Source organism: Streptomyces sp. NPDC087901 (assembly GCF_044742205.1).
Classification (GTDB): Bacteria; Actinomycetota; Actinomycetes; order Streptomycetales; family Streptomycetaceae; genus Streptomyces.
In genome coordinates, this window is the sequence record NZ_JBIUUC010000005.1 from 360,625 (window position 1) to 385,516 (window position 24,892).

Genomic DNA, 24,892 nt, shown 5'->3' on the forward strand with positions numbered 1-24,892 from the left:
GAGGGTGAGGTCTCCTAGAGTGCGGTGACGTGGGTGTCCTGGTAGGCGGCGCGGCCTCCGAACACATTGAGCCCGATCCTGCCGCGTGTGTAGCGGCTATCGGTCACATCGAGGACCGGCCGGCCGTCGACGAACACCTCGATACGCCCGCCCCGGGCCAGGATCCGCAGCGTAAGAGTGACTCCCATCCGTATCAGCAACGGCGTTTCGGCGAGTACCGTCGTCCGTCCGGCGTCCCGGCGCATCAGCCGGACCGTCCGCAGATTCGGATCGAGGTTGACCGCGTATCCGTCGGCGATGTCGGGCGTGGTGCGCAGGAGAACCGATCCGGCGCCGCTCGTCCCGTCGGGGCCGCCGAAGCGCACGAGCGTGGTCAGTTCCAGATCGCCGTACTCGGTGCCGGAGACACTGGTGGAGTCCCGGTCGAATACACCGGTGCGGCCGGCCCCGGTGGTGGTCCAGTGGCCGGCCGGTACGACGGTGAGGTCACCGAGGCCGCTGCTGCGGAAGGCCCCACCGGCCTGGAGTGCGGGCGTTGCCGGGTCGTCACCGGTCACCCGGAACACGTCCCGGAGGCGGTGGATGTTCAGCGTGACGATCCGGGCCGTGCCCCCGGTCGCGTAGAACGCCATGCCCTGATCGGACGGCCTGGGGAACAGCAGGCTGCTGATCGTGACAGCGCCGTCGCCGCCGAAGACCTCGACGGACGAGGTGTCCATGAACAGCCGGATACGCAGGCGCCGTTCGCCGCCGGACTCGGTGAGCCTCAGCGGTGCGGAGGTACGTCCGGCGAAGTGTTCCGTGAAGTCGGCCACGCCTGCGGCGGTCCGGTCCACGAACAGTTTCCCGGCACCGGCGTCGTAGCCGATCACCGTGCTCCGGTCCTCGCCGGTACGGAGCCGGAAGCCGCATTCGGTCGCGGCGCCGGTCGCCGGGAGGGCGATCTCCGCCTCGATCTCGTACGAGCGCCCGCGTTCGGCGGCGAGCGGGTTGGCCGACTCCGGGCCGACGGCGATGTCCCGGAACGTGGTCCTCGTCGTGCGCAGGGCCTCGGTCTCCGCGGCGGGGAGCTGCACGAGTCCGGTGGCGGAGAGGGTGAGTTCGCGCGGCAGGCCGAGCTGACCGTTCCATGCGCCGGTGGGGGCGCTGAAGGCGTAGTCCCAGTTGCTGAGCCAGCCGAGCTGGACCCTTCTGCCGTCGGGCAGTCCGGCGAAGGTCATGGCGGCGTAGTAGTCGCGGCCGGCCTCGGCGCGCAGCGGGGTGCCGGCCTCGTTGGTGGTGGTGAACGTGGTGCCGTTCCATTCACCGAGGAAGTACTCGGCGGCCGATCCGTCGGTGGCTCGGACCGCTCCGGTGGAGAGCACGAGCACCCAGCGGACCCGGTCCGGGTCGCCGTCGACGCTCAGCGGGAAGAGGTCGGGGCACTCCCAGACGCCGCCGGTCACCCAGTCCCCGTAGCCGAAGGAGGAGCGGTACGCCCAGTGCAGCAGGTCGGTGGAGGTGAAGAAGCGGACGTGGTCACCGCCGGAGACGACCATCACCCACTGGCCCCGCTCTTCGTCGCGCACGACCTTGGGGTCGCGGAAGTCCCAGTCCCCGTCCGGGCCTCCGGGGTTCTCCACGACGGGCGCGGTGCCGTACCACTGCCAGGAGCGGCCCCGGTCCTTGCTGAGGGCGGCGCGCACGCACTGGTTCCCGCCGGGCCGGTCAGGGTGGTAGCTGGTGGAGAAGGCGAGCAGGCCCGAACCGCCGTCGAAGAGCCCGCTGTCGTCGTCGGTGTCGGCGACGCACGACCCCGACCAGGCGTGACCGAAGACGGAGACGGGCAGCGCGACGGGCAGCGCCCGCCATTGCAGCAGATCGGTGGATACGGCGTGCGCCCACTGTCCCGCGTCCTGGTGGAAGAGGTGGTACTCGCCCTCGTGATGCACCAGCCCGTTGGGGTCGCTGGTGCGCGAGGCGAGCTGGGTGTAGCGGTACGCAGGCCGGTAGGCGTCGGTGAAGTAGGTCTGCGGGGTGCGGGCCCTGACGTTCTGGAAGTGGGCCGGGCCGCCGTGCGCGATCAGGCCGACGGCGCTGCCGCCGGTGCGGGAGACCCGGGCGGTGAGAACGTCGACGCCGTCCACGCTCACCGTGAGGTCCGCGCCCAGGGCACGGGCCTCGGTCCGGTACACCGAACCTGCGGCGAAGGGGCGGACCGGGTGTGCGGCCCGTCCGAGTCCGGTCCCGTCCGTGCGGTCCAGGAGCCGTACGCCGGAAGCCTCCAGCCGGATCTCGTAGCCGCCCGCACCGGCCGCGTCCGCACGCACCACGAGCCCCGCGCCCGAAGCGCCGGCCGGAGCGATGTCGGCGCTGATCAACACGTCCCCGCCGGGGAACGGTGCGACGCTCAGGGCTTCGGCACCCTCGGCCCGCACGCCGCGCAGATCGGGGGTCCAGCTCCCGGAAGCCGTCGACCAGCCCTGGAGGTCCGTCACGAGGGCGCGGACGGCGATGTTCTCGAAGGAGACGGATCCGTTGTATGCCAGGACGCCGATCCGGCCCGCTGGGTGGGCGGAGTCCTCCGCCGTGATGACCGGGGCGTAGCCGTCCGGGGTGATGAAGTCGGTCTGCCAGTGGACGGCGAGAGACGGGCCGTCGGCCTCGACGCGGAGCCGGTACACGGTGTCCGTCGCGATGGAAGTGCTGTACGTGCCGAGCGTGATGTCGCCGTCGATCCGGTAGAGCCGCAGCAGGTCGCGGTTGGGGTCGATCTGGACACCGTATCCGGTCGTGCCCCGGTCGTCGGTCCGCAGGAGGAGGGCCGCGACGGTGTACGGATCGGTGATCAGGACGTCGGCCTGAAAGCCGGTGTCGTAGACCCGGGTGGCGGCCAGGGCGCGACAGTTGGTGTCGGCGGGGGCCTGGGCGTGCCAGCCGAGCGTGGTGGCGGTCCAGGTGCCGCCGTCGGTGGTCCATCCGGTGGCGTCGGTGGTGACGGTGCGCACGCCGGGTGGGCCGAAGGCGACCGTTCCGTTGTAGGCGTGCAGTCCGGCGGTTCCGTGCGCGTAGGCGGTGTCGTGTGCGGCAAGGATCTGCGTGCCGTCGAGGAGGACGGTCAACTCGGTTCCGTTCAGACCTATTTCGAGGAGGTAGTCGGTCCCGGGTGCGAGGGCGGCCGGGGCCGGGGGGACGAGGTCGCGGCCGGTGGCCAGGTCGTACAGGCGGATGCGCCGAAGGTTCGGGTCCAGGCTCGCCGCATATCCGGCCGATCCGTCGTCGGTGGCGCGGACGAGCAACGAGCCCACGGCGTAGGGCGATCCGGGGTCGACGGTGATCCGGGCCGCGTAGCCGGCGAAGGCTTCGACGCGTTGCTCGGAGAGGGCGACGGCGTTGCGCTGGGCTCCGGTGACGACGCGTTGTCCGCCGTCGTCGGTGCGGGACCAGGTGCCGGTGAGGCCGAGCGGGTCGGGGACCGGGGCGAGATCCCCGGCCGGCACGGCGGAGCGAGGGGTGGACGGGGGCGCGGCGGAAGCCCGGCCGGCCCCCGCGAGGGGGGCCAGCAGCGTCAGGCCGGCCGAGGACAGGAGTGCACGCCTAGAGATGGACATGGTCGTCTCCTCAGGGTGGGGGAAGGGCGGGCCCGTTCAGGGCCAGAGGGGGCGGGGGCCGTCGAAGAGCGCGGCCATCCGCCAGGCGTCGAACCTCTCCACGACGACGGTCCCGGCGGCGGAGATCCCGACTCCGAGCGCGTCGGGGCGGGTCGGGTAGATCCGGGCGGCCAGCGCGCGCCCGTTCGCGAAGATCTCCAGCGCGGAGTGGTCGACGAGCACTCGCAGGTCCACGGCCCCGTCGCCCGTCAGCGGCACCTCTCCGTAACGGGGTTCGCTGTCGACGGACGGGTCGAGGCTGCTCGACTCCCGGTGCAGCCGCAGCGTTCCCGCGGTGCCGTCCGCCGGGCGCGACACCTCGATCACGGTCCGTTCCGCCCCGTCCGCGCTCTCGCGCACCACGAGCCGGGCCGCCCCTCCCGGGGCGACGCGCAGCGTCGTCTCGATGTCGAGCTGGTCTCCGCTCACTGCGTCGAGGTGTACGTGTGTCCCGTCGGTCACGGTGAATGCGCCGGTGCGCACCGCGTCGCGGCGCAGCCGGGCGAGTTCGGGCACGAGTTCCTGAGCCAGCTGACCGTCGCCGCCCAGGGTGACGACGCGCGGCAGGGACATCACCCCGCACCAGCCGGCCGCGGCCATGGCGTCCTCGTCGCGGCCCTCCTGGAGCCAGCCGAACATGATACGCCGGCCGCGTGCGTCCCGGGTGGACTGCGGGGCGTAGAAGTAGCGCTGCCCGTAATCCAGCCGGTGGAGGGTGTGCGGGGTGAAGGTGTCGCCCTCGTAGCGGCCGGTCCAGTAGAGCGGGTAGTGGGTGGTCCCCTCGTCCCAGGCGGAGAAGGCGAGGATGTCCGCGCCATCGATCCGGAAGAGGTCGACGCACTCCCACATGGTGCCGGTCCAGTCGAGGTCCGCGGCCCTTCCACTGCTCGCGTCGCCGGTGAGGAGCGGGCCGACGTAACGCCAGTCGCGCAGGTCCTGGGACTCGTACAGGAACGCGGTGCCGCCGACGCCGCGGATGCCGGATCCGACGAGGTGGCGCCAGGTGCCGTTCTCGCGCCAGACGCAGTGGTCACGGAAGGCGGTGAGATCACCCTCGGGCGGGGCGCCGATCACGGGGTTGGCGGGGTCCTTGCGCCAGCTGCGCAGGTCGGGCGATCCGGTGGCGACACAGGGCAGTTCGCGCTCGCCGTGCCGGCCGGAGTAGACGAGGGTCGGTGTGCCGCCGTCGTCGACGAGGACACCGGACCAGCAGCCGTCGCGGTCGGGGCCGTCGCTGCCGGGCACCAGGGCGACGGGTTCGTCCGTCCAGCTGACCAGGTCGCGGCTGGTGGCATGGCCCCAGTGGATGCGGTGGTGGGCGGCCGCGAGGGGGTTGTACTGGTAGAAGAGGTGGTAGACGCCGTCCCAGTGGGCGAGCCCGTTGGGGTCGTTGAGCCAGCCGCCGGGTGCGGTGAAGTGGAAGCGGGGCCGGTGCGGGTCGAGGACGGCCCGTTCGGCCAGGCCCTTCGGCGCGTCCCCGTGGCGGGCGCGGGGCAGGGTGAGGTCGTGGGTCATGATCAGGTGTTCTCGGTTTCCGGGGTGGCCGCGGTCAGAACGCGGCGCGCGGTGGGGGTGGCGGGGGCATAGAGGTGGCAGCGCACCCAGTGCGGCTGGCCGTCGTCCTCGCCTATGACATGGCGGACGGGCCGGGTGCGGCTGCACGGGCCCTCGTCCTCGTAGGGGCACGACTCGGGCGTCAGCACCGCGGCGCGCAGCGCGGCCCGCTCGTCGGGGTCGTAGCCGTGCTCGCGCTCCGGGTCGGGGACGGCGGAGAGCAGGAGCCGGGTGTAGGGGTGCGCTGGGCGGTCCATCAGGGCGAGCGAGTCGCCGCCCTCGACGAGTTCGCCGGCGAAGAGGACCTGGGTGGTGTCGGCGACATAGCGGGCCGAGGCGAGGTCGTGGGTGATGTGGAGCATGGAGATGCCGCGCTCGTCGCGCAGCCGTCGCATCAGGTTGAGGATGCCGATGCGTACGGACACGTCGAGCATCGACGTCGGTTCGTCGGCGAGGACGAGCCGCGGGTCGACGGCGAGGGCGCGGGCGACGGCGACGCGCTGGCGCTGGCCGCCGGAGAGTTCGTGCGGGTAGGACTCCAGCATGTCCTCGGTGAGGCCGACCGTGGTGACGAGGTCGCGCAGTTCGTCCGCCCCGGCGGGCCGCCCGTGCACGAGCAGGGCGCGGCGCAGGAAGTGCTCGACGCGGTGGACGGGGTTGAGGGAGCCGAAGGGGTCCTGGAACACCATCTGCACGGCACCCCGGTAGGCGCGGGACACCCGGCGCCGCTGCGTCCTCAGCACGTCCTCGCCGTCCAGCAGGACCTGGCCCGCGGTCGGCTGTTCCAGGCGGGCCAGGCAGCGCGCCAGGGTGGACTTGCCGCTGCCGGACTCACCGACGAGGGCGACGATCTTCCCGTGCGGGATGTCGAGGTCGACGGCGTTCAGGGCGCGGTGGCGGTCGCGGGAGAGCAGTCCGCCCATCCGGAAGTCCTTGGTGAGCCCGCGCACGCTCATCAGCGGGGTGCGGGTCTCGGTGGCCTGCGCGGTCATCGCGCGCCTCCAGCGGTACGGGCGACGAAGCGCCCGGTGGCCACCTCGCGCAGGTCGGGGATGTTCATCGAGCAGTCCGACCGGTCGTCGGGGCAGTGGGCGTGGAAGCCGCAGTTGGAGTCCGTGCGCGGCAGGTCGGCGAGTCCGGTGAGGTGGACGCGTGGTCCGGTGAGCGGCGGGAAGGCGTTCATGAGCGCCCGGGTGTAGGGGTGGAGCGGGTCGGCGAAGAGCTCTGCGGCCGGGGCGAGTTCGACGAGCCGCCCGCCGTACATGACGCCCATCCGGTGGGAGAGCTCGATCATCAGCGACATGTCGTGGGTGATGAAGAGGACGGAGAAGCCCAGTTCGCGCTGGAGGCCGGCGATCTGCGCCATGATCTCCTGCTGGACGACGACGTCGAGTGCGGTCGTCGGTTCGTCCATGATGAGCAGCGCGGGCCGGAGCGCCACGGCCATCGCGATGACGACGCGCTGGCGCATGCCGCCGGAGAGCTGGTGAGGGTAGGACTTCAGCCGTGCCGGGTCGATGCCGACCAGTTCGAGCAGTTCTCCGGAGCGCTCCCGCGCCTGCCGCTTCCGCATCCGCTCGTGGGTGGTGAAGACGTCGCCCATCTGCTCTCCGACGGTGAGGACCGGGTTGAGGGAGTTCATCGCGGACTGGAACACCATGGAGATCTCGCGCCAGCGGAAGGCGCGCAGCTCGCGCGGGTCCATGGCGAGGACGTCGCGTCCCTTGAACGTGACCGATCCGGCGGTGATCCGGGCCGGCGGCTTGAGCAGGCGCATCAGGGCGTTGGCGACGGTCGACTTGCCGCAGCCGGACTCCCCGGCGAGGCCGAAGACCTCACCGGCGCCGATGGTGAAGGAGATGTCGTCGGCGCCGACGACGCTGCGGCCGTCCCCGCCGTACTCGACGCGCAGGTTCCGCACGTCGAGCACCGGATCAACCGGATCGAGGGAGAGCCCGGGGTGGTGAGAGGGCGTGGTCATCGTTCAGCCCTTCCGGTTGCGGTTCTTGGCGCGGCGGGCACGCAGGCGCGGGTTGGTGATCTCGTCGACGGCGTAGTTGACCATCGCGAGGGCGAAGGCGACGAGGGCGATGCAGAGGCCGGAGGGCACGAAGGCCCACCAGGCGCCGGTCATCAGGGCGCCGTCGTTGCCGGCCCAGTAGAGGTTGGTGCCCCAGCTGACGACGGACGCGTCGCCCAGGCCGAGGAACTCCAGGCCGGCCTGGGCGCCGATACCGAAGATGACGCAGCCCAGCAGCGTCGTCATGACGACGGACGCCATGTTGGGGAGGATCTCGCGGAACATGATGCGTACCGCACGTTCACCGGTGACGACGGACGCGGCGACGAAGTCCTTGCCGCGGATCGATGTGGCCTGGGCGCGCAGCACCCGGGCGGAGCCCGCCCAGCCGGTGACGACGAGGACCAGGATGACCGTCGCGGTGCCCGGCGGCATGAACGCGGCGAGTACGACGAGCAGCGGCACTCCGGGCACCAGCAGGAAGATGTTGGTGACGAGCGAGAGCACGTCGTCGACGACGCGGCCGAAGTAGGCGCCGGCCATGCCGACGAGCACGGCGAGCGCGGTGGCGGCCAGTCCGACGCAGAACCCGACGAACAGGGAGCTGCGCGCACCCCAGAGGGTCAGAGCGAGGACGTCCTGTCCCTTCGCGGTCGTCCCCAGCAGATGGGAGCCGGACGGGGCCGAGGCGCCCAGGCCGTTGATCGTCGACGGATCGCCGGGGGCGATCAGGGGGGCCAGCAGGGCGGCCAGGACGAACAGCACCAGGACGACGGCGCCGGACAGGGCCTTGCGGCTGGCGAGCAGGGAGCGCAGCAGTCCGGCCCGGTCCCGGCGTTTCGGGGCAGCGGCGGCCTGTGGTGCCCGCCGGGGCACGGCGGGCTCCGTGAGGGAGTCGAGGGCACTCATGGGTGTTCTCCTTGTCCGGCCGCTCAGCGGACGCGCACACGCGGGTCGAGTCGGACGTAGACGAGGTCGACGAGGAAGTTGGCGACAAGTACGGCGGCGGTGATGGTGAGGAAGATCCCCTGCATCAGCGGGTAGTCGAGGCCCTGGACGGCGGCGAGCAGCTGGAAGCCGACGCCCGGATAGGCGAAGACGACCTCGGTGAGCAGCGCGCCGCCGACCACGAATCCGAGCGCCATGCCGAAGTTGGTGACGGAGGGGAGCATCGCGTTGCGTGCCGCGTACCGGAACATGATCCGGCTGGGGCGCAGCCCCTTGGCCTCGGCCATCGTGATGTAGTCCTCGGCCACGGTGGCGATCATCGTGTTGCGCATGCCGAGCATCCAGCCGCCGACCGAGACCAGGACGATGGTCAGGGCGGGCAGGAAGAGGTGCGAGGCGGCGTTGGAGACGAAGGCCCAGGACAGGTCGGGGCTGAGGCCGACGTCGAAGGCGTGCCGCATGGGGAACCAGCCGAGGGTCATGCCGAACAGGTAGAGCGCGCCCATGGCGAGCCAGAAGTACGGGAACGAGCCGGCGAAGACGAGCAGCGGCGGGAACACCGAGTCGAGGACGCCGCCGCGCCGCCAGGCCGCCAGGATGCCCAGCAGGTTGCCGATGACTGCGGCGATGACGAGGGCGGTGCCGCCGAGCAGCAGCGTCCAGCCGATCTGGGAGGCGATGACCTCGGAGACCGGGGTGGGGAAACGGGAGATCGAGATGCCCATGTTCCCGGTGCAGACGTCCCTCACGTAGTCGAGGTACTGCTGCCACATCGGGCGGTGGTCCAGGCCGAAGAGCCGGCGGAGCTGGTCGAGCTGCTCGGGCCGCATCTGGCTCTGGGAGCGGGCGAACATCCGGGAGACGGGGTCGCCCGGCATGAAGCGCGGCAGCATGAAGTTCAGGGTGACGGAGGCCCAGAAGGCCAGCAGGTAGAAGCCCAGGTTGCGCAGGAGGTAACGCACTGGTCCCTCTCCGAATCTATGAGGGCCGGCGGCCCGCCCGGGATGTCGGCGCGGGCGGGCCACCGGAGTGGCGGGGTGACCGTGCGGTCAGTTCTTGACGGGCTTGAGGCTCGTCAGGACGAGGACGGTGGTGTCGCCGCGGTTGGTGAGCGTGGCGTACGGGTTGTCCTCCGTGGGCCAGCCGGTGAACCGGGTGTCGGTGTAGGCGCCCCACTCCGGGCCGGGGAACAGCGGGACGACGGGGGCGTCCTCGTCGAACAGCTTCTGCAGTCCGTCGACGGCGGCGCGCTGCCCCGCCTTGCCGGACGCGGCGGCGAAATCGTCGAGGAGCGCGTCGGCCCGCTTGTCGCCGAAGCGGTGGTAGTTGCTCACCGTCCTGGTGCCGGCGGGCTCGACCGATTCGGTGCCCATCGTGGTCCGGTAGAACTGGAACGGAGTGGCTCCGTTGTCGCTCCAGACGATCCCGGTGTCGTAGTTCCCGCTCTCGTAGTCGCTGACGACCGCGGCCCAGTCCGGGGACTTCACCGTGACCGTGACGCCGATCCCGGCGAGGTTCTGCTTGATGATGTTGGCGACGGACAGCCAGTCCGAGGAGGCCGAGCCGACCGAGAGGTCGAAGGCGAACGGTTTGCCGTTCCTGAGCTTCCGCTTGCCGTCGGAGCCCTTCCTGTACCCGGCGTCGTCGAGCGCCTTCGCCGCAGCGGCGGCGTCGTGCTTCGTCCAGGTGCAGGAGGCGGCGCGCTTCTTGTCGCGCCACGTGTCATAACCGCCGGACAGGCCGGTGCAGTCGGCGGGCTGCGTGTAGCCGTTCATGCCGACCTTCGTGACGCTCTCGCGGTCGACGGCCCGGCTCAGCGCCTTGCGCACCTCGACGTCGTCGAACGGCGCCTTGGTGGTGTTCATCGCCCAGTCGACCATCGAGCCGGTCTTCGGGTACCAGTAGGTGTTGTGCTTGGGATCCTTGGACACGAAGCTCTTGGCCACATCGGGGATGAACGACTGGGTCCAGTCGGCCTCACCGTTGACAAAGGCCAGGTTGGCGCTGTCGTTCCCCGAGAAGCCGAGCACCCGGATGCCTTCGATCCGCTGCTTCTCCGGTTGCCAGTACGAGGGGTTCCTGCGGAGCTCGTAGGACTGGCTCTGGAAGTTGGCGACCTGGGTGTACGGGCCGGTGCCGACCGGATTCGGGTTGGTGTCCTTCGCCGGGTCCTTGACCTTCTCCCAGATGTGCTTGGGCACGATGATCTGCTTGCCGAGCTCGAACAGACCGGGCGAGTAGGGCTTGGTGAGCGAGAAGACGACCTTGTTCGCACCCTCGGCCTTCGCCGAGCGCAGGTACTCGTAGCCGCCGAGCAGCTTCTTCTGCAGACCGAAGGTGTACGCGACGTCCTCGGCGGTCAGCGGCTTGCCGTCCGACCACTTCACGCCGTCGCGCAGGGTGAAGGTCACCGTCCTGCCGTCCGCGGACGTCTTCCAGGACGCGGCGAGCCACGGGGTGGCCTTGCCGTCGGCGGGGTTGTAGACGAGCATCGCCTCGTAGATCGCCTGGGTGGTCATCGGGGCCACCACCTGGCCGGGGGCGAACGGGTTGAAGTTCCTGGTGAAGGTCGCGAAATCCTCGCGGGGAATCGTCAGGAGCTGGTGGCCGGAGGTGTCCCCCGCGGTGTTCGTTCCGGTGCCGCTGCAGCCCGTGAGCAGCAGGGCCGCGGCGAGGGCGGGAGCGACGAGCACGGCGGGCCGGAGGCGGCCGGCGCGTATCGACGGTGCCATAATGTGGTTTCTTCTCTCTCTTCAATACGCCGAAGACGGGTGAGGGTTCCCGTCGGACTGATTCGCAGTCAGACCGACGAGCGTTCGATCAGCGGGCAGTCGACCGTCACCTGTGTGGTGGTGAGCGGCTGACCCGCTGTGAGGGCGCCGAGCATCTCGACGCCCTCGGCCCCCATAGCCTCGAAGGGCAGGGCGACCGTGGTGAGCCCGGGCCGCAGGTAGGCGGCGATGAGCTCCTGGTTGTCGAATCCGATGACGGCGATGTCGTCCGGGATCCGCAGTCCGCGTTCCTTGATGGCGTCGTAGGCGCCCATCGCCGTGCGGTCGTTCCCGCAGAACAGCGCCGTGGGGCGGCCGTCCTCGCGGTCGAGCAGTACGCAGGCGGCCGCGTACCCGCCGTCGGCGGTGGCGTGGCCGGGCACGACGAGGCTGTCGTCGATGCCGATCCCGGCCTCGCGCAGCGCCTGTTCGTACCCCTGGCGCCGGCCGACGGCGGCCGGAATGCCGGTGTCGAGGTTGATGAACCCGATCCGGCGGTGGCCCGCGTCCAGCAGCCGCCGGGTGGCGGTGTGACCGCCCGCCACCTCGTCGGGCACCACGGATGGCAGGGCGCCGTCCGCGTCGAAGCAGTTCACCAGGACGACCGGCACCTCACGGGCGGCGGGCGGCAGGGTCACGGCGCGGTGCCAGGTCGTGGCGTACAGCAGACCCTCGGCGCGCTGCTCCAGCAGCTTGTCGAAGGCCGCGGCCTCCATCGCCGGATCCCGGTCCCCCGCCGTGATGAGCAGGAACTTCCCCTCGGCCCAGGCCCGGTCCTGGGCTCCCTTGATGACATCGACGGCGAAGGGCGCCGTGACGATCTCGGTGATCAGGCCGTACCACTCGCTGCGCTTGGCGGCGAGCGCCCTCGCCCCGGCGTTGGGCCGGTATCCGAGCGCCTCGATCGAGGCCCGGATACGGACCCGGGTCTCTTCGGGGATGCCCGCGTCGGCCCGCTCGTTGAGAACGAAGGAGACGGTGGTGCGCGAGACGCCGGCATGGCGGGCGACATCGCTCATCGTCACGCGTCGCGCCTTGTTCGTGGCCACTTCGGATACCCCCTGCGTCCCGCCGGAGCGGACCGCCGATTGGTTACGCGCTTTAGTAACGCGCGTTAGTAGGATGTTGCACGCAAGTTACGAGGGGTTGGCCAACCATGTCAAGAGGGGTGACGGACAGAGTCCCGCGGGCTGGTCGAGCGGGCCGGAGGACTCGGGCGCGTGTGGGGAGGGGGCTCGGGCCGGTGCGCGGGTCAGGAGGCGTCCGTGCCGCCCTCCTCGCCGTACCTGCGCTCGAATTTGGCGACCTGCCCCTCGGAGTCGACGACCCGCGCCTTCCCCGTGAAGAACGGATGGCTCTCGGCCGAGATCTCCACGTCGATGACGGGGTAGCTGTTGCCGTCGTCCCAGTCGATCGTCTGCTCGCTCGACGCGGTGGACCGGGTCAGAAAGGCATAGCCCGCCGAACGGTCGCGGAAGACGACGGGGCGGTACGAAGGATGCTTGTCCTGCTGCATGCCTGCTCCTGGAGTGTGCGGGTACGGGCGCGGTGCTCTCCCGGCCAGCCTGGCCAACCGGGACGGCCCTCGCGATCGCACACGTCCGTCCGGGGCATCGACGGGGCGGGCCGGCCTCCGAGCGACCGGGCCTGTCCGCCTTCGCGCCGCTACGCCTCCAGCGCGTCGGCCACCAGGTCCAGGAACCGCGCATGGGCCCGGGCACTGCACACCGGCTCGGGGTTCCACGGCACCACGCGCGCGGAGCGCTCGACCGACGTCCAGCGCTCGTTGGTCCGAAGCTCGTCGAGCGGGGTGGCATTGGCCCGGATGTCGGCGAGCACGACGGCCGGGCGCAGCGCCGCGGCCTGCGCCCAGCCGACCGTGGACCAGTTCGCACCGGGCCCCTCCGCGGGTTCCACGAGGCAGACGCCGAGCTCGGCCAGGACCCGCAGCTCGGGCCACATGCGGGGGCGGGCCAGATGTGCCTGTTCCTGACCGGCCGGGGACAGGGCGAGGACCCTCGCCCTGTCCGCGCCCGAGGTGAGGGCGCGCAGCCGGTCCCGGGCGGCGTCGAGCTCCTGTGTGGCCGCCGCGGGCTCCGCGGCGCCGAGCGACCGGGCCAACTCGGCGAACCGGTCACCGATCTCCGCGAGGGTGCGCGCCTGGCCGACGTCGATGACGACGACCGGGACGTGCCCCTCCAGGTGCTTGGCCGTCTCCGGATCGAGGCCGTAGACCTGGCCGCCGCCGTAGCTGACGGCCACCACGAGGTCCGGCTCACCGCTCAGCAGCGCGTCCACGTCCAGCGTGGCGCCCGCCCCGGCGTACGCGACGTCGGTCAGGGGCAGCGATCCGGTCTTCGCCGCGTCCGGCACCGCGGGATCGTCGTGCCCCGAGCCGAATATCCCGCTCGGGCGGATGCCGTGATCCCATAAGGTCGCACCGGCCTGGACATAGGCGAGGACCCGCGTCGGGCGCCTCCCGGCACTCGCCACCTGTCCACGATCGTCGGAGAATTCCCACACGGTCCGCTCTCTCACTTCACATACCTCTCGCCACTGGCTGCCCGCCCCCGTCGCGGTCTCGTCCCGGACTTCCTGCCCAGCGAACCCGCGTGGCACCCACGGCGGCGGCGATGGACTACAGGTCCGCCACCGTGGAGCGCACGAGGTAGGTGACGGGGCCGGGGTCCGGGACCTCGATCTCGGCGAAACCGAGCCGGTCGTAGAACACCCTGGCCGGGGTGTTGGCGGTGAGCATGGACAGGTGAACGCCCTTGACCCCCTTGGCGTTCAGGGCCGCGAGGAAGGTGCGCATCAGCTCTTTCCCGTACCCCTGGCGCTGCCAGTCGGGCAGCAGGTCGATGTGCAAGTGGGCGGGGTGGTCCGCGAGTTCGGGAAGGACCATCCGCTCCGGGTTGTGCAGGAGGCCGATCATCTCGTCGCTGGGAGTCCGCGGCGCTCCGTCCGGCCGCGGGTAACGGTCCTCGACCAGGGGCAGCCAGCGCGTGCGGAAATCCGTCACGAAGCGCGGTGTGTCGGCGGTGCCGAGGATGTATCCGACCGCCCGGCCCGTCCCGTCGTCGAGAACGAAGGCCAGGTCGGGTTCGAGGTAGGCGTAGGGCGCGGCGAAGACCGACGGCATCAGCTCGTGGTCCGGGTACAGGTGCCGGGAGTCTCCGCCGTTGTCGGCCGTGCGGACGCAGATGTCGGCGAGGGCCGCGCGGTCGTCCGATTGATAGGCCCGTGGGCCGGGAAGCAGGGTCACCGGCCCATCCTGCCGATCCTGAGAGCGCTCCCACAAGGCGCCGGGAAGGATTTCGTCGCGCACCACGGCCGCGTCGGCCGACCGGAGCGTCAGCCGTTGACGGCCGTCAGCAGCACCACCGCGTCCTCCAGGGCGAGGAGCCCGTGCCGTTCCTGGGGGATCGGGTGCAGCTGTCCGGCGGCGAGTTCCACGTCGCCCGACCCGGCGGTGAGCCGCACCGAGCCGCGCAGCACCTGCAGGGAGGCGGCGGGCGGGGCGTTGTGCTCGTCGAGGGCTCGGCCCGAGGCCAGCGCGATGACGGTCTGGCGCAGCGGGTCCTCATGGAGCAGGAGGTGGGCGCTGCGGCCGTGCGGGGAGGTGCGGGCTGCGGCCAGGTGCTCGTCGGCCAGGGCATTCAGATCATTCGGTGCGTCCATATGCCCCACTGTGCCGCAGCCCTCTCTCCCCCGCGATCCTGCGGGACCCGGTCGTGCCGCGCGCGACCGGGTCCGTCGGCAGGTGGTCCTCGGCCCGGCGGTCAGACGCGCAGCCAGACCGCGGTGTCCTGCGGCAGCCTCCCCGCCTCGTCCAGGGGGCCGCTGGCCAGGAGGATCCTGGTGTGCGGGGGCAGCTCGGCGGCCTCGGCGGCCAGGTTGACGACGCAGACGAGACCGTCGGTCCGGGTGAAGGCGAGCACCTCGGGCGCCGCGTCCAGCCAGGTCAGCCGGCGTATCCCGGGCTCGCCCGCCGTGTCGAACCCTGGTTCGGTCCGGCGCAGTCGCAGGGCCTCGCGGTACAGGCTGAGCATCGAGTCCGGGTCGCCGCCCTGAAGGTCGGCGGCGTACGCGGACCAGCCGGCCGGCTGCGGGAGCCAGGGTGCGGTGGAGGCGCCGAATCCGGCGTGCGGTTCCTGCGCCGACCAGGGCAGCGGTACCCGGCAGCCGTCGCGTCCGGGGTCGGTGCCGCCCTTGCGGAAGTGCATCGGGTCCTGGATGCGGTCCAGCGGGATGTCGGCCTCCGGCAGTCCGAGCTCCTCGCCCTGGTAGAGGTAGGCGGCGCCGGGCAGGGCCAGGGAGAGGAGCGCCGCGGCGCGGGCGCGGCGGGTGCCGAGGACGAGGTCGGTGGGGGTGCCGAAGGTCTTCGCCGCGAAGTCGAACCCGGTCTCCGCCCGGCCGTAGCGGGTGACGGTGCGGGTCACGTCGTGGTTGCACAGGACCCAGGTGGCCGGCGCGCCGACCGACGCGTGCTCGGCGAGCGTGTCGTCGATCGCGGTCCGCAGCAGCCCGGCGTCCCAGGGGCAGGCCAGGAAGTTGAAGTTGAAGGCGGTGTGCAGCTCGTCGGGGCGCAGATAGCGGGCGAACCGCTCGGTGTCCGGGAGCCACACCTCGCCGACGAAGACGCCGCCGTACTCGTCGGCTATGGCACGCCAGGAGCGGTAGATGTCGTGCAGCTCGTCACGGTCGACGAAGGGGTGCGGGTCGCTGCCCCGGACGAAGTCGGGCAGCGCCGGGTCCTTGGCGAGCAGGGCCGCCGAGTCGATCCGGACGCCCGAGACCCCGCGCTCGAACCAGAAGCGCAGCACGTCCTCGTGTTCCTGACGGACCGCCGGGTGTGCCCAGTTGAGGTCGGGCTGCTGGGTGGCGAAGAGGTGGAGGTACCACTCCCCGTCGTCCAGCCGGGTCCAGGGTGTGCCGCCGAATTCGGAGACCCAGTCGTTGGGCGGGATCTCGCCGTCGGCGCCGCGCCCGGCACGGAAGTGGAAGAGGTCGCGTTCGGGGCTGCCGGAGCCGGCGTCGAGGGCGGCCCGGAACCACGCGTGCTGGTCGGACACGTGGTTGGGAACGACATCGATGATGGTGCGGATGCCCAGTTCACGGGCCTCGGCGATCAGCTTCTCGGCCTCGGCGAGGGTACCGAACGCCGGGTCGATGGTGCGGTAGTCGGCCACGTCGTAGCCACCGTCCGCGAGCGGTGAGAGGTACCAGGGGGTGAACCAGAGTGCGTCCACGCCCAGTTCGACGAGGTAGGGCAGCTTGGCCCGGACCCCTGCGAGGTCGCCGGTGCCGTCACCGTCGCCATCGGCGAAGCTGCGTACGTAGATCTGGTAGATGGCGGCGTCTCGCCACCAGTTCGCGGTGGCCTCGGACGGACGGTTGGCTGCCACGTGGCGTTCCTTTCGGGCAGGTGGGACTCCGCCGCCGGCCCGGCGAGCGGGGCAGGACGGGAGGGCCGGCGGCGGAGTGCTGAGGGGAAGGCGGCGGACGGGACCCCGGCGTTGCGGGGCACGGTCCCGGAGGGGCATGGCCCTAGCCCTTGAGGCCGCCTGCGGTCAGACCGCTCATGATGTTGCGCTGGAAGAGCAGGAAGATCAGCAGCGTCGGTATCGACGCGATGGTGAGCGCGGCGATGAGGACGTTCTCGGGTACACCGCTGGCCAGTGAGTAGATGCCCACGTTCAGGGTCTGCTTGCCGGGGTCGGGCAGGGTGAGCATCGGCCAGAGGAAGTCCTTCCACACCCCGACGACGGCGAAGATGGAGACGACGCCGAGGATCGGCCGCGAGATCGGCAGAACGATCGAGCGCAGGGTGCGCAGCGGCGACGCACCGTCGATCGCGGCGGCGTCGAGGAGTTCTCGCGGGATGGAGTCGAAGAACCGCTTCAGCAGGAAGATGTTGAAGGCGTTGGTGACCGACGGAAGCCATATCACCCAGGGCGAGTTGACCAGATTGCGCTGGAAGACCGGGACGTCCAGGACGGTGAGGTACTGGGGTACGACCAGTACCGTGGCCGGGATCATCAGGGTGGCCAGCATCATCCCGAGGATGACCTTGCCGAACACCGGCCGGAGCTTGGACAGCGAGTACGCGGCCGCGACGTCGAAGACGAGCTGGAAGGCCAGCGCGCCGAAGGCGTAGTACAGGGTGTTGAACAGCAGCTTGGACAGGTCCATCACGGTCCAGGCCTGGCTGTAGTTCTCGGTGTGGAGCGAACTGGGGAAAGCGGTGGGCGGGCTCTGCACGACTTCCTGGGTGGTCTTGAGGCCACCGGTGACCATCCAGTAGAGCGGCCCGAGGAAGGCCACCGTGAACAGGATGATCACCACGGTGAAGACGATCCAGTAGAAGGCCTTGCCGCGGGGTCTGCCGAGCTGGGCCGGCGAGATCAGGGTCCGCTGGCGCCCGAGGTCCGCAGCGCGTCCGGACCCGCGCCGGTCCGCTCTGCGCGCCTCGCTCCCGCGCCGGGAGACAAGCGTGTTCGATGCCATGGTCGTGCTCCCGTCCTAGTCTTCGCTGCTGCGGCTCAGTCGTACGTACACCGCGGAGAATCCCGCGAGGACGACGAGCAGGACGAGGCCGAGTGCCGCCGCGCTGCCGTAGTTGTTGAAGTTGAAGGCGTACTGGTAGATGAGGTAGACGACGGTGGTGGTGGAGCCCTCCGGGCCGGCGCCGTTGGTGAGCAGGAACGGCTCGGTGAAGACCTGCATCGTCGCGATGACCTGCATGAGCAGGAGCAGCGAGAGGATGAGCCGGGTCTGCGGGATGGTGACGTGCCAGACCTTGCGCAGCAGCCCCGCACCGTCCAGTTCGGCCGCCTCGTACAGCTCCCCCGGGATGCCCTGGAGTGCGGCCAGGTAGATCAGGGTCGCGCCGCCCATGTTCATCCAGGTCGCCGCGATGACGACCGAGAGCATGGCGGTGTCGGTGTCCTGGAGCCACTGCTGGGCGGGCAGGTGGAAGACGTCCAGGATGCGGTTGAAGAGTCCGTATCCGGGGTCGTAGAAGTACTTGAACAGCAGGACGGAGGCGACGGGCGGCAGCATCACGGGGAGGTAGACCAGCAGCCGCAGATAGCCCTGCCCGTGCCGGAACTCGTTGAGGACGACGGCGACGACGAACGGGACGACGAAGCCGAGCAGCAGGGCGAGAACGGTGAACAGCAGGGTGTTGCGCCAGGCCTGCCAGAACGCCGGGTCGTTGAAGACGTAGGTCAGGTTGGACCAGCCGGCCCAGGTGGTCTCGCCGTTCTCGGTCTTCTGGAAGGCCAGGACGAACTCCCGGACCATCGGGTACCAGGAGAAGAGCGAGAAGCAGAGCACCGCTCCGATCAGGAAGCCGTGTGCGGAGATGTTGCGGCGCACGGCGCGCAGGAACTCCTCGCGGGCGGAGTCCCGGCGGGCGGGGGCCGGATGTCCTGGGCGGGGCCCGGTCTCCTTGCGGGAGGACAGAGTAGGGGCCGACATGGTGTGTCTCCTCGGTGCCGGTGAACTTCGAGCGCAGTCGGACGGGTCCGGATGCGGGACCGGGTCCGCGTGACCCGGTCCCGCGCGTCCGTTACTGGTTCGCCAGAACCTGGTTGACCTGCTGCTCGGCGGTGGAGAGCAGCTTGTCGATGTCGGCGTCCTCATTGGTCAGCACGCCGGACATGGCGTTGTCGAGGATCTTGTAGATCTCCTGCGCCTTCGGCGGCTCGGCCTTGCCCTGGACGGGGTTGTCCATGAAGGCCTTGAAGTTCTCGATGGGCATCGAGGCGTTGGCGGTGCGTGACGCGTCGTCCTCGGCCTTGCTGTCACCCAGGAAGAAGTTCGGCTGCGGAAGCCCGACGGGAAGCTTGTCGGCCTTGGTGCGGGCCCAGTCGAACTGGCCCTTGCCCGGGCTGAGGTTCTTGAAGTTCAGCCAGGCGACGGCGGCCTTGATCTGGTCGGGCGAACTGCCCTTCTTGATCATGTAGTTGTTGCCGCCGAACAGGGTGCCCTTGGCGCCGGGGATCGGGCCCAGGCCGAAGGTCTCGTACGTGGCTCCGAGCTGCTGCACCATGTATGCGATGTCGTCGGGGGCGGCGAGGAACATGCCCAGCTTGTCGCTGGATATCTGCTTCTGCAGGTCGCCCCACTTCAGCAGCTGGGTCTTGCCCATGCTGTCGTCCTCCCACCGCATGTCGTGCAGTTGCTGGAGGACCTGCTTGCCGGCGGCGTCGTTGAAAGCGGCCTTCTTGCCCGAGGCGTCGACGACATCCCCACCCAGGCCGTACTGGGTGGCGGCGAAGTGCCAGCCACCGTTATTGCCGGCGCTGTACTCGCCGAAACCGGCGATGCCCTTGCCCAGGGCCGCGATCTTCTTGGCCGCGGTGCGGACCTCGTCCCAGGTGGCGGGCGGGGTGTTCGGGTCGAGACCTGCCTGCGTGAACAGCTTCCGGTTGATCATCAGGCCCATGGTGTAGTTGCTGGTCGGCAGGGCGTAGAGCTTGCCGTCCTTGCGGGCCACGTCGATGACCTGGGGCTGGATGTCCTTCAGTGCGGGCACGGTCTTGTCGGTGACGTAGGCGGAGATGTCCTCGGCTCCGTCGTTGTCGAGCACCTGCTGGAGGTCGGTGAAGTACGCGTAGAAGACGTCGGGTTGCGACTTCCCCTTCAGCATGGCGGTGAAGCGGGGCGGCTCGTTGCACTGTCCGGAGGTGGACTTTCCGTTGATCGTGACGTTCGGGTACTTCTTGTTGAACGTCTTGATGTCCTCGTTCCACTCGCGCAGCTCCGCGGCCTTGGCCGCCGGCGGCATGCAGTCGATCGAGATCGTCACCTTCGCCTTCGGGTCGAGCGGGGCGGAAGGGTCGGACGATCCCTTGGACGCACTGTTCGAGTCCCCGTCCTTGCTGCTGCTCGTGCCGCAGGAGGCGAGCGAGGTCAGGGCAAGTGCGGTGACAAGGGCAGCCGCGGAGGCACGGCTGATACGGCGTGTGCGGCGCAACCCAGCACTTCTCATCGATGGTCCCCTTTGGGCATGAGCGTGGATGGCCCTCGGCCGACTCTCTGCCGGGGCGAGGCACACTCAACCAGCGGTGACATGTGAACGCAATATCTCGCGCAGTTTTCGTAAAAGTTTGACAGCACTCCGCACGCGGCGTGCGGCGACCGCGCGTACGCAGCACGGGGCGCCGTCCGGCAAGCCGGACGGCGCCCCCGGGAACGGTGTCTGTTACGGGTTGACGTTGATCTTCATGGTGGACGTCGTGTTCTTCACGTCCAGGGCGTTGCCGCTGAGCTTCAGACCGTTGAAGGTCACCTCACCGACGGCGGGCCCCTGGCCTGCCTCGGGCATCTCGTTGGCCCACAGCCCGAAGCCGGACTTGGCGTCGTAGGCGTCGCCGCTCTTGCGCGCGCCGGAGATCGAGATGTCGGTCAGGATCGTGTCCTTGATCGGGAACTGGGGCTGTCCTCCTACGTAGTTGGTCTGGAACATGATGCCGCTGTACGTCGGGTCGACGATGTCCACGTGGTTGATCCGGATGCCCTGGAAGACCTTGGAGGCGGAGAACAGCCAGATGCCGGGGAAAGTCTGCGACCCCCAGAAGTGGCCGCCGGAGCGGAGCACGGAGACGTTCTCGACCGTGGTCGGATCGGTCCCGAAGCCGTTCATCGGGTAGCCGAAGTCCAGGGAGCTGACCGTGATGCCGGAGTAGACCAGGGTGTCCGCGATGAGGATGTTGCGGAAGGTGTTGTTGTACCCGCCGTAGACGGCGACGCCCGCGGCCCGCCAGGTCAGCAGGGAGGTGAGGTTCTCGTAGACGTTGTTCTTCATGTCTGCGCCGCCGGAGTCGATCGCCGAGAACAGCGCGAAGCTGTCGTCACCGGTGGCCCGGGACTCGTTGTTGACGACATGGTTGTCCGTCGAGCCGTTGGTCATGTTGATGCCGTCGGCGAACGTGTTCCGGATGCGGGAGTTCCTGATGGTGATGCTGTCGGTGTTGGCGCCCCAGTAGAGGCACACCTGGTGCTCGTTCCAGACATTGTCGATCACGATGTCCGAGACGTTGGAGAAGTCGAACACCTTGCCGGGGCCGTCGATGCGCGAGGTGTAGTTCCCGAAGTACGCGAAGTTCGCGAACGACGAGCCCTTGGCACTGGCCTCGGCACGGAAGCCGTTGTCGGTGTTCTCCTGGCCGGAAGGCGCGAAGAACCTGGTGTACCAGGGACCCGCGCCGAGGACCTTGACGGCCTTCCCGTACACCTGGAACTTGCTCGCGGTCTGGTAGTCACCGGCCGGCAGGTAGACGCCGACCAGCTTGCCCGTGGTGTCCATCCGGACCTTGTCCAGGGCGTTCTGGACGTCCTGGTGGGTGAACCCGGCAGGAACGGCATACGCGGCCGCGTCCGGGTTCGGGATCTGCGTCGCCTGCTCCAGGCTGATGAAGTCGATCGCGTACGTGCTGGTGTTCGCTGCGTCCTTCTGGAGCCTGATCCTGCTGCCGGCCGGGACGGTCCTGCCCAGCAGCATGTTCGCCTCGTCGTAGATGTGCCGCGGCGAACCCGAACCCGGGGAGTTGCCCGGACCGGTCTCGGCGCCGTACAGCCACGCGTACTTCGAGGTGAGGTCGATCGCCTTGAGGAAGGTTCCGTCCACATAGACGTTCAGCTTGGAGTCGATGCCCCCGCCGCCCGCGGAGTCCGGGATGGAGAAGCGGGTCACCAGGGAGTTGGTGCTCGCCCTGGTGGTGAACTCGACGTAGTTGCCGGTGCTGTTGAGGGTGACGGCCTTACGGCCGGATGCCTCGCCCGCGACATCGCCGACGGTCCTGTTCGGGCCGACGACCTGCGCGCCGCCGCCGGTGACCCCGTCCTCCGCCTCGTACATGTCGTACGGCATGTTGGCGCCGCGTCCCACGAAGAGCGAGCTGGTGGCGGTGTTGTTCTCGCGCTTCACCGGGAGTTCGTTGGTGTCGTCGGCGATCACCGTCTTCACGGAGTACGAGCCGTTGACCGCCGTCCAGCTGCCCAGGCTCACCGGGGCGCCGGTCGCCCCCGCGGCTATCGCCCCGGTGTAGGTGCCCGTGAGGGTCTTCACCGTGGCGCCCTTGGAGTCGAGCAGGGTCAGCGTGATGGCGTGGCCGCCGGCGGCGGACGCCACCGTGCCCTGGTTCTTGATGGCGACCGAGAAGGCGACGTTCTGACCGGCGGACGGGGCCGACGGAGAGGTACTGACCCCGGTGGAGACCAGGTCCGAGCTGGCGACCGGCTTCACGACCAGGCCGGTCGTGCTCGTGTAGGTGTTGTCGGTCTCGTTCTGCTCGATGACCTCGTTCGCCGGGTCGGCGACCGCGCTCAGTGCGTACGTGCCCGCGTCGCGCGGCCCGATGTCGGCGCTGACCTGGGCGGAGGCCCCGCCCGCCAGCGCGCCCACGGACGCCGTGGCGACCTTGGAGCCGCCGAGCCGGAACTCGACCTTGCTCGCCGGTGCCGCGACCGAACCGCTGTTGCGCACCGTCGCGGTGAGCGTGACCGGGTCCGACTCGACCGGCGCGGACGGGGCCGCCGTCACCGAGCTGACCTGGAGGTTCGGGTTGGGTGCCGGAGCTCCCAGCACCTGGAACTCCGCGACCTGACCGGCGCCCGATCCGGTGTTGGAGGTGAACTTCAGCTGGACGTCGGCGACCCGGCCGCTGACCGGAATGGTCACCGTGTTACCGCTGCCCGGGCTGAACGCGTAGTCCTTGGCCGCGACCAGACTGGTGAACGCCGAGGCACTCTGCTCACGGCCGAGCACCTGGATGTTCTGGGTCCTGGCCCCCCAGCTGCTGTCCGGGTTGAGCTTGACGACGACGCTCTCCGTGTCGGCGTTGGCACCCAGCTTCACCGTCAGGGTGTTGGGGTAGCTGCCCCCGGCACCCTCCCAGTAGGTGGTCACGCTGTTGTCGTTGGCGTTCTCCGCGACGAACGTGTGGACCACGGACGAGGCGGTGATGGGCTTGCCGATCGCGAGGTTGGACGCCGTGCCGGTGCTGCCGTTGCGGGTGACGGTGTTGCTGTCGCCCGAGGCGTTGCCCGCCGCGTCCTTGGCCCGGACGGTGTAGGAGACCGTGGTGCCGGTGGACTGCGCGTCCGTGTAGGTGGTGACATCGCCGGCGACGCTCTTGCGCAGCACGTTGTTGGCGTAGACGTCGTACCCGGTGACCGCCTTGTTGTCGGAGGACGCCTGCCAGACCAGCTTGATCTGCCCGGCGGTCGCCTCGGTGAAGCTCAGGCCGGCCGGTGCGGTCGGCGCCTGGGCGTCGCCGGTGCCTCCCGTCCGGGTCACGGTGTTGCTGTTCGCCGAGACGTTGCCCGCCGCGTCCTTGGCGCGGACGTAGTAGGACACGGTGGTGCCGGTCGGGCGTGTGTCGGTGAACGTGGTGACGTTGCCGGCCACGCTGGTGAGCAGTGCGTTGTCAGCGTAGATGTCGTAGCCGGTGACGACCGTGTTGTCCGTCGACGCGTTCCAGGTCAGCTTGATCTGGCCGGTGGCCGGTTCGGTGTACGCCAGCTGCGAGGGTGCGGTCGGCGCCTGGGTGTCACCCGACTCGGGGCCGTAGATCTCCAGCTCGGAGACCTGGGCGCCCGGCTGGACGGTGTTGGCGCTGACAAGCACGCGCACATAGCGGGTGGTGGTGGCGTCGAAGGAGACCGTCGCCGACTCGCCGGCCGTGGGGCTGAAGGTGTACGCCTTGGGCTGCGTCACGTCGCTGAAGTCCGTGCCGTTGGTGCTGCTCTGGATCTTCAGCGTCTGGCTGCGGGTCTCCCAGCCGTCCGGCAGTCGCAGGACCACCCGGTCCACCCGTACCGAGGAGCCGAGGTCGGCCTGGATCCACTGCGGCAGCTCGCCGTTGCGGCTCTCCCAGTAGCTGGCGGCGTTGCCGTCGTTGGCGTGGGCAGCCACGTAGGTCTGGGTGTAGCTGCTGGCCGTGAGCGTGCGGCCGGCCGCGAGGTTCACCGACGACTCCGCCGCCGCGCGCACCTCCAGCTCGGCGAGCTGGCCGTTCTTCGACGCGGTGTTCGCGGTGATGTTCGCCCGCACGAACCGTGCCCGGGTCGCCGGGATGTCGATGGTCACCTTGTTGGAGCTGCCCGGCGCGAAGGTGTAGACCGCCGAGGTCTTCAGCGTGGTGAAGCTGGTGCCGTCGGCGCTGCCCTGGAGCGAGAGGGTCTGCCGGCGGCTCTTCCATTCCCCGGGAAGCTTCAGGGTGATCCTGTCGATGCGGGTGACCTTGCCCAGATCACTCTGCACCCACTGGGGCAGGGCACTGCCCGACCCTTCCCAGTACGTCGACTGGTCTCCGTCTGCGATGTTTCCGGCGGCTCTCCCGCCGACGGCACTGCTCGCTGCCGTCCTGTGACCGGCTGCGATGTTCGGACCGCCGGCAGCCGACGCGCTGAGCGCCGGCCAGCCGACCACGAGCAGGCTGGTGGTGAGGGTGGCGGAAAGGACCCGCCGTCGCCAGCGTTGCGTTCTCATATGTCCCCGATCTTCGGCCTCGGCGCAGGGCGCGACCAAGGCGCGGCTCTGTCTGCGTACCTGTTGAGGCATGAATTCCTGCACCAACAGGATGGACTTTTGCGTTTTGCGGTCAGAGAGTTGCAGAGAATTGAGAACGCGTCCACTGTTGCGACAGAAGAAGGAACCTAAACGGACTACACCGTGCCGCTACAACTAGCGTGACAATCAAGGCATTTGGCGCCACAGTGACCAGCCGTCCACCCACCCCCACTTCACGCAAAGAATTTGCGCATATATGAAAGGCGCTGAAAGGTGCCAGTTCGGAGGGGGAGGCGGGGTGGCCGGGCGGCTGGGTGGCCAGGCGGCTGGCTGATCGGAGCGTCTCGACGCGGCCGTCCGGAGAGCCTTAGGGTCGGTCTGCTTGTACGTCCGAGACCATCCGAGAGATCCCTGCCCGGCGATGGGAGTCGGCGTGGGGTGTGCG

Annotated in this window: 17 protein-coding genes; all 17 read right to left on the minus strand. The window is 69.8% G+C overall.

What is annotated here, in order from left to right; genetic code table 11:
- Window positions 1-14 precede the first annotated feature (14 nt).
- The 17 genes from ACIOEW_RS18810 to ACIOEW_RS18890 all read right to left on the minus strand — a co-directional run bounded on the left by ACIOEW_RS18810 (window position 15) and on the right by ACIOEW_RS18890 (window position 24,426).
- Entirely contained in the window at window positions 15-3,590 is a 3,576-nt protein-coding gene (locus ACIOEW_RS18810; protein WP_401964730.1) for a GH32 C-terminal domain-containing protein, read from the minus strand.
- A gap of 36 nt (window positions 3,591-3,626) precedes the next feature.
- Entirely contained in the window at window positions 3,627-5,144 is a 1,518-nt protein-coding gene (locus ACIOEW_RS18815; protein WP_401964731.1) for a glycoside hydrolase family 32 protein, read from the minus strand.
- 2 nt (window positions 5,145-5,146) lie between these two features.
- A complete protein-coding gene (locus ACIOEW_RS18820) occupies window positions 5,147-6,175 on the minus strand; it encodes an ABC transporter ATP-binding protein (protein ID WP_362555643.1) in 1,029 nt (342 codons plus the stop codon).
- On the minus strand, window positions 6,172-7,164 hold the full coding sequence (locus tag ACIOEW_RS18825; protein WP_401964733.1) for an ABC transporter ATP-binding protein: 993 nt from the start codon (window positions 7,162-7,164) through the stop codon (window positions 6,172-6,174). The genes ACIOEW_RS18820 and ACIOEW_RS18825 overlap by 4 nt, the downstream gene beginning before the upstream one ends.
- A 3-nt stretch (window positions 7,165-7,167) precedes the next feature.
- Window positions 7,168-8,112, minus strand: a complete 945-nt coding sequence (locus ACIOEW_RS18830) for an ABC transporter permease (RefSeq protein ID WP_401964735.1) — start codon at window positions 8,110-8,112, stop codon at window positions 7,168-7,170.
- 23 nt (window positions 8,113-8,135) lie between these two features.
- The gene (locus tag ACIOEW_RS18835) at window positions 8,136-9,113 is read right to left on the minus strand and encodes an ABC transporter permease (RefSeq protein ID WP_401964736.1); all 978 of its coding nucleotides are present in this window, start codon (window positions 9,111-9,113) and stop codon (window positions 8,136-8,138) included.
- Between the two features lie 87 nt (window positions 9,114-9,200).
- Window positions 9,201-10,883 (minus strand): ABC transporter substrate-binding protein, encoded by a 1,683-nt coding sequence (locus ACIOEW_RS18840; RefSeq protein WP_401964737.1) that lies wholly within the window; start codon window positions 10,881-10,883, stop codon window positions 9,201-9,203.
- Window positions 10,884-10,951: 68 nt separating this feature from the next.
- On the minus strand, window positions 10,952-11,971 hold the full coding sequence (locus ACIOEW_RS18845) for a LacI family DNA-binding transcriptional regulator (protein ID WP_401964739.1): 1,020 nt from the start codon (window positions 11,969-11,971) through the stop codon (window positions 10,952-10,954).
- A gap of 203 nt (window positions 11,972-12,174) precedes the next feature.
- Window positions 12,175-12,438: a type B 50S ribosomal protein L31 gene (locus ACIOEW_RS18850; protein ID WP_401964741.1), complete on the minus strand. Its 264-nt coding sequence runs from the start codon at window positions 12,436-12,438 to the stop codon at window positions 12,175-12,177.
- A 149-nt stretch (window positions 12,439-12,587) separates the two neighbouring features.
- Window positions 12,588-13,460 carry an ABC transporter substrate-binding protein gene (locus tag ACIOEW_RS18855; protein WP_401964743.1) on the minus strand — a complete coding sequence of 291 codons (873 nt, stop codon included), beginning with the start codon at window positions 13,458-13,460 and terminating at the stop codon, window positions 12,588-12,590.
- Between the two features lie 100 nt (window positions 13,461-13,560).
- The gene (locus ACIOEW_RS18860; RefSeq protein ID WP_401964745.1) at window positions 13,561-14,187 is read right to left on the minus strand and encodes a GNAT family N-acetyltransferase; all 627 of its coding nucleotides are present in this window, start codon (window positions 14,185-14,187) and stop codon (window positions 13,561-13,563) included.
- An 89-nt stretch (window positions 14,188-14,276) separates the two neighbouring features.
- Entirely contained in the window at window positions 14,277-14,603 is a 327-nt protein-coding gene (locus ACIOEW_RS18865; protein WP_350989761.1) for a cupin, read from the minus strand.
- Between the two features lie 101 nt (window positions 14,604-14,704).
- Window positions 14,705-16,330: a glycoside hydrolase family 13 protein gene (locus ACIOEW_RS18870; RefSeq protein WP_401964746.1), complete on the minus strand. Its 1,626-nt coding sequence runs from the start codon at window positions 16,328-16,330 to the stop codon at window positions 14,705-14,707.
- A 142-nt stretch (window positions 16,331-16,472) separates the two neighbouring features.
- The gene (locus tag ACIOEW_RS18875; RefSeq protein WP_362555663.1) at window positions 16,473-17,432 is read right to left on the minus strand and encodes a carbohydrate ABC transporter permease; all 960 of its coding nucleotides are present in this window, start codon (window positions 17,430-17,432) and stop codon (window positions 16,473-16,475) included.
- A 15-nt stretch (window positions 17,433-17,447) separates the two neighbouring features.
- The gene (locus ACIOEW_RS18880) at window positions 17,448-18,407 is read right to left on the minus strand and encodes a sugar ABC transporter permease (RefSeq protein WP_362555665.1); all 960 of its coding nucleotides are present in this window, start codon (window positions 18,405-18,407) and stop codon (window positions 17,448-17,450) included.
- A 91-nt stretch (window positions 18,408-18,498) separates the two neighbouring features.
- Window positions 18,499-19,923 carry an extracellular solute-binding protein gene (locus ACIOEW_RS18885; RefSeq protein ID WP_401964748.1) on the minus strand — a complete coding sequence of 475 codons (1,425 nt, stop codon included), beginning with the start codon at window positions 19,921-19,923 and terminating at the stop codon, window positions 18,499-18,501.
- A 213-nt stretch (window positions 19,924-20,136) separates the two neighbouring features.
- On the minus strand, window positions 20,137-24,426 hold the full coding sequence (locus ACIOEW_RS18890) for a discoidin domain-containing protein (RefSeq protein ID WP_401964749.1): 4,290 nt from the start codon (window positions 24,424-24,426) through the stop codon (window positions 20,137-20,139).
- Between the last annotated feature and the right edge of the window lie 466 nt (window positions 24,427-24,892).

Bases quoted from the DNA above. Each gene is read 5' to 3' on its own strand.
- ACIOEW_RS18890 (WP_401964749.1), bottom strand. From the start codon at position 24,426: ATGAGAACGCAACGCTGGCGACGGCGGGTCCTTTCCGCCACCCTCACC.
- ACIOEW_RS18810 (WP_401964730.1), bottom strand. From the start codon at position 3,590: ATGTCCATCTCTAGGCGTGCACTCCTGTCCTCGGCCGGCCTGACGCTG.
- ACIOEW_RS18820 (WP_362555643.1), bottom strand. From the start codon at position 6,175: ATGACCGCGCAGGCCACCGAGACCCGCACCCCGCTGATGAGCGTGCGC.
- ACIOEW_RS18850 (WP_401964741.1), bottom strand. From the start codon at position 12,438: ATGCAGCAGGACAAGCATCCTTCGTACCGCCCCGTCGTCTTCCGCGAC.
- ACIOEW_RS18815 (WP_401964731.1), bottom strand. From the start codon at position 5,144: ATGACCCACGACCTCACCCTGCCCCGCGCCCGCCACGGGGACGCGCCG.
- ACIOEW_RS18880 (WP_362555665.1), bottom strand. From the start codon at position 18,407: ATGTCGGCCCCTACTCTGTCCTCCCGCAAGGAGACCGGGCCCCGCCCA.
- ACIOEW_RS18875 (WP_362555663.1), bottom strand. From the start codon at position 17,432: ATGGCATCGAACACGCTTGTCTCCCGGCGCGGGAGCGAGGCGCGCAGA.
- ACIOEW_RS18885 (WP_401964748.1), bottom strand. From the start codon at position 19,923: ATGAGAAGTGCTGGGTTGCGCCGCACACGCCGTATCAGCCGTGCCTCC.
- ACIOEW_RS18830 (WP_401964735.1), bottom strand. From the start codon at position 8,112: ATGAGTGCCCTCGACTCCCTCACGGAGCCCGCCGTGCCCCGGCGGGCA.
- ACIOEW_RS18865 (WP_350989761.1), bottom strand. From the start codon at position 14,603: ATGGACGCACCGAATGATCTGAATGCCCTGGCCGACGAGCACCTGGCC.
- ACIOEW_RS18825 (WP_401964733.1), bottom strand. From the start codon at position 7,164: ATGACCACGCCCTCTCACCACCCCGGGCTCTCCCTCGATCCGGTTGAT.
- ACIOEW_RS18840 (WP_401964737.1), bottom strand. From the start codon at position 10,883: ATGGCACCGTCGATACGCGCCGGCCGCCTCCGGCCCGCCGTGCTCGTC.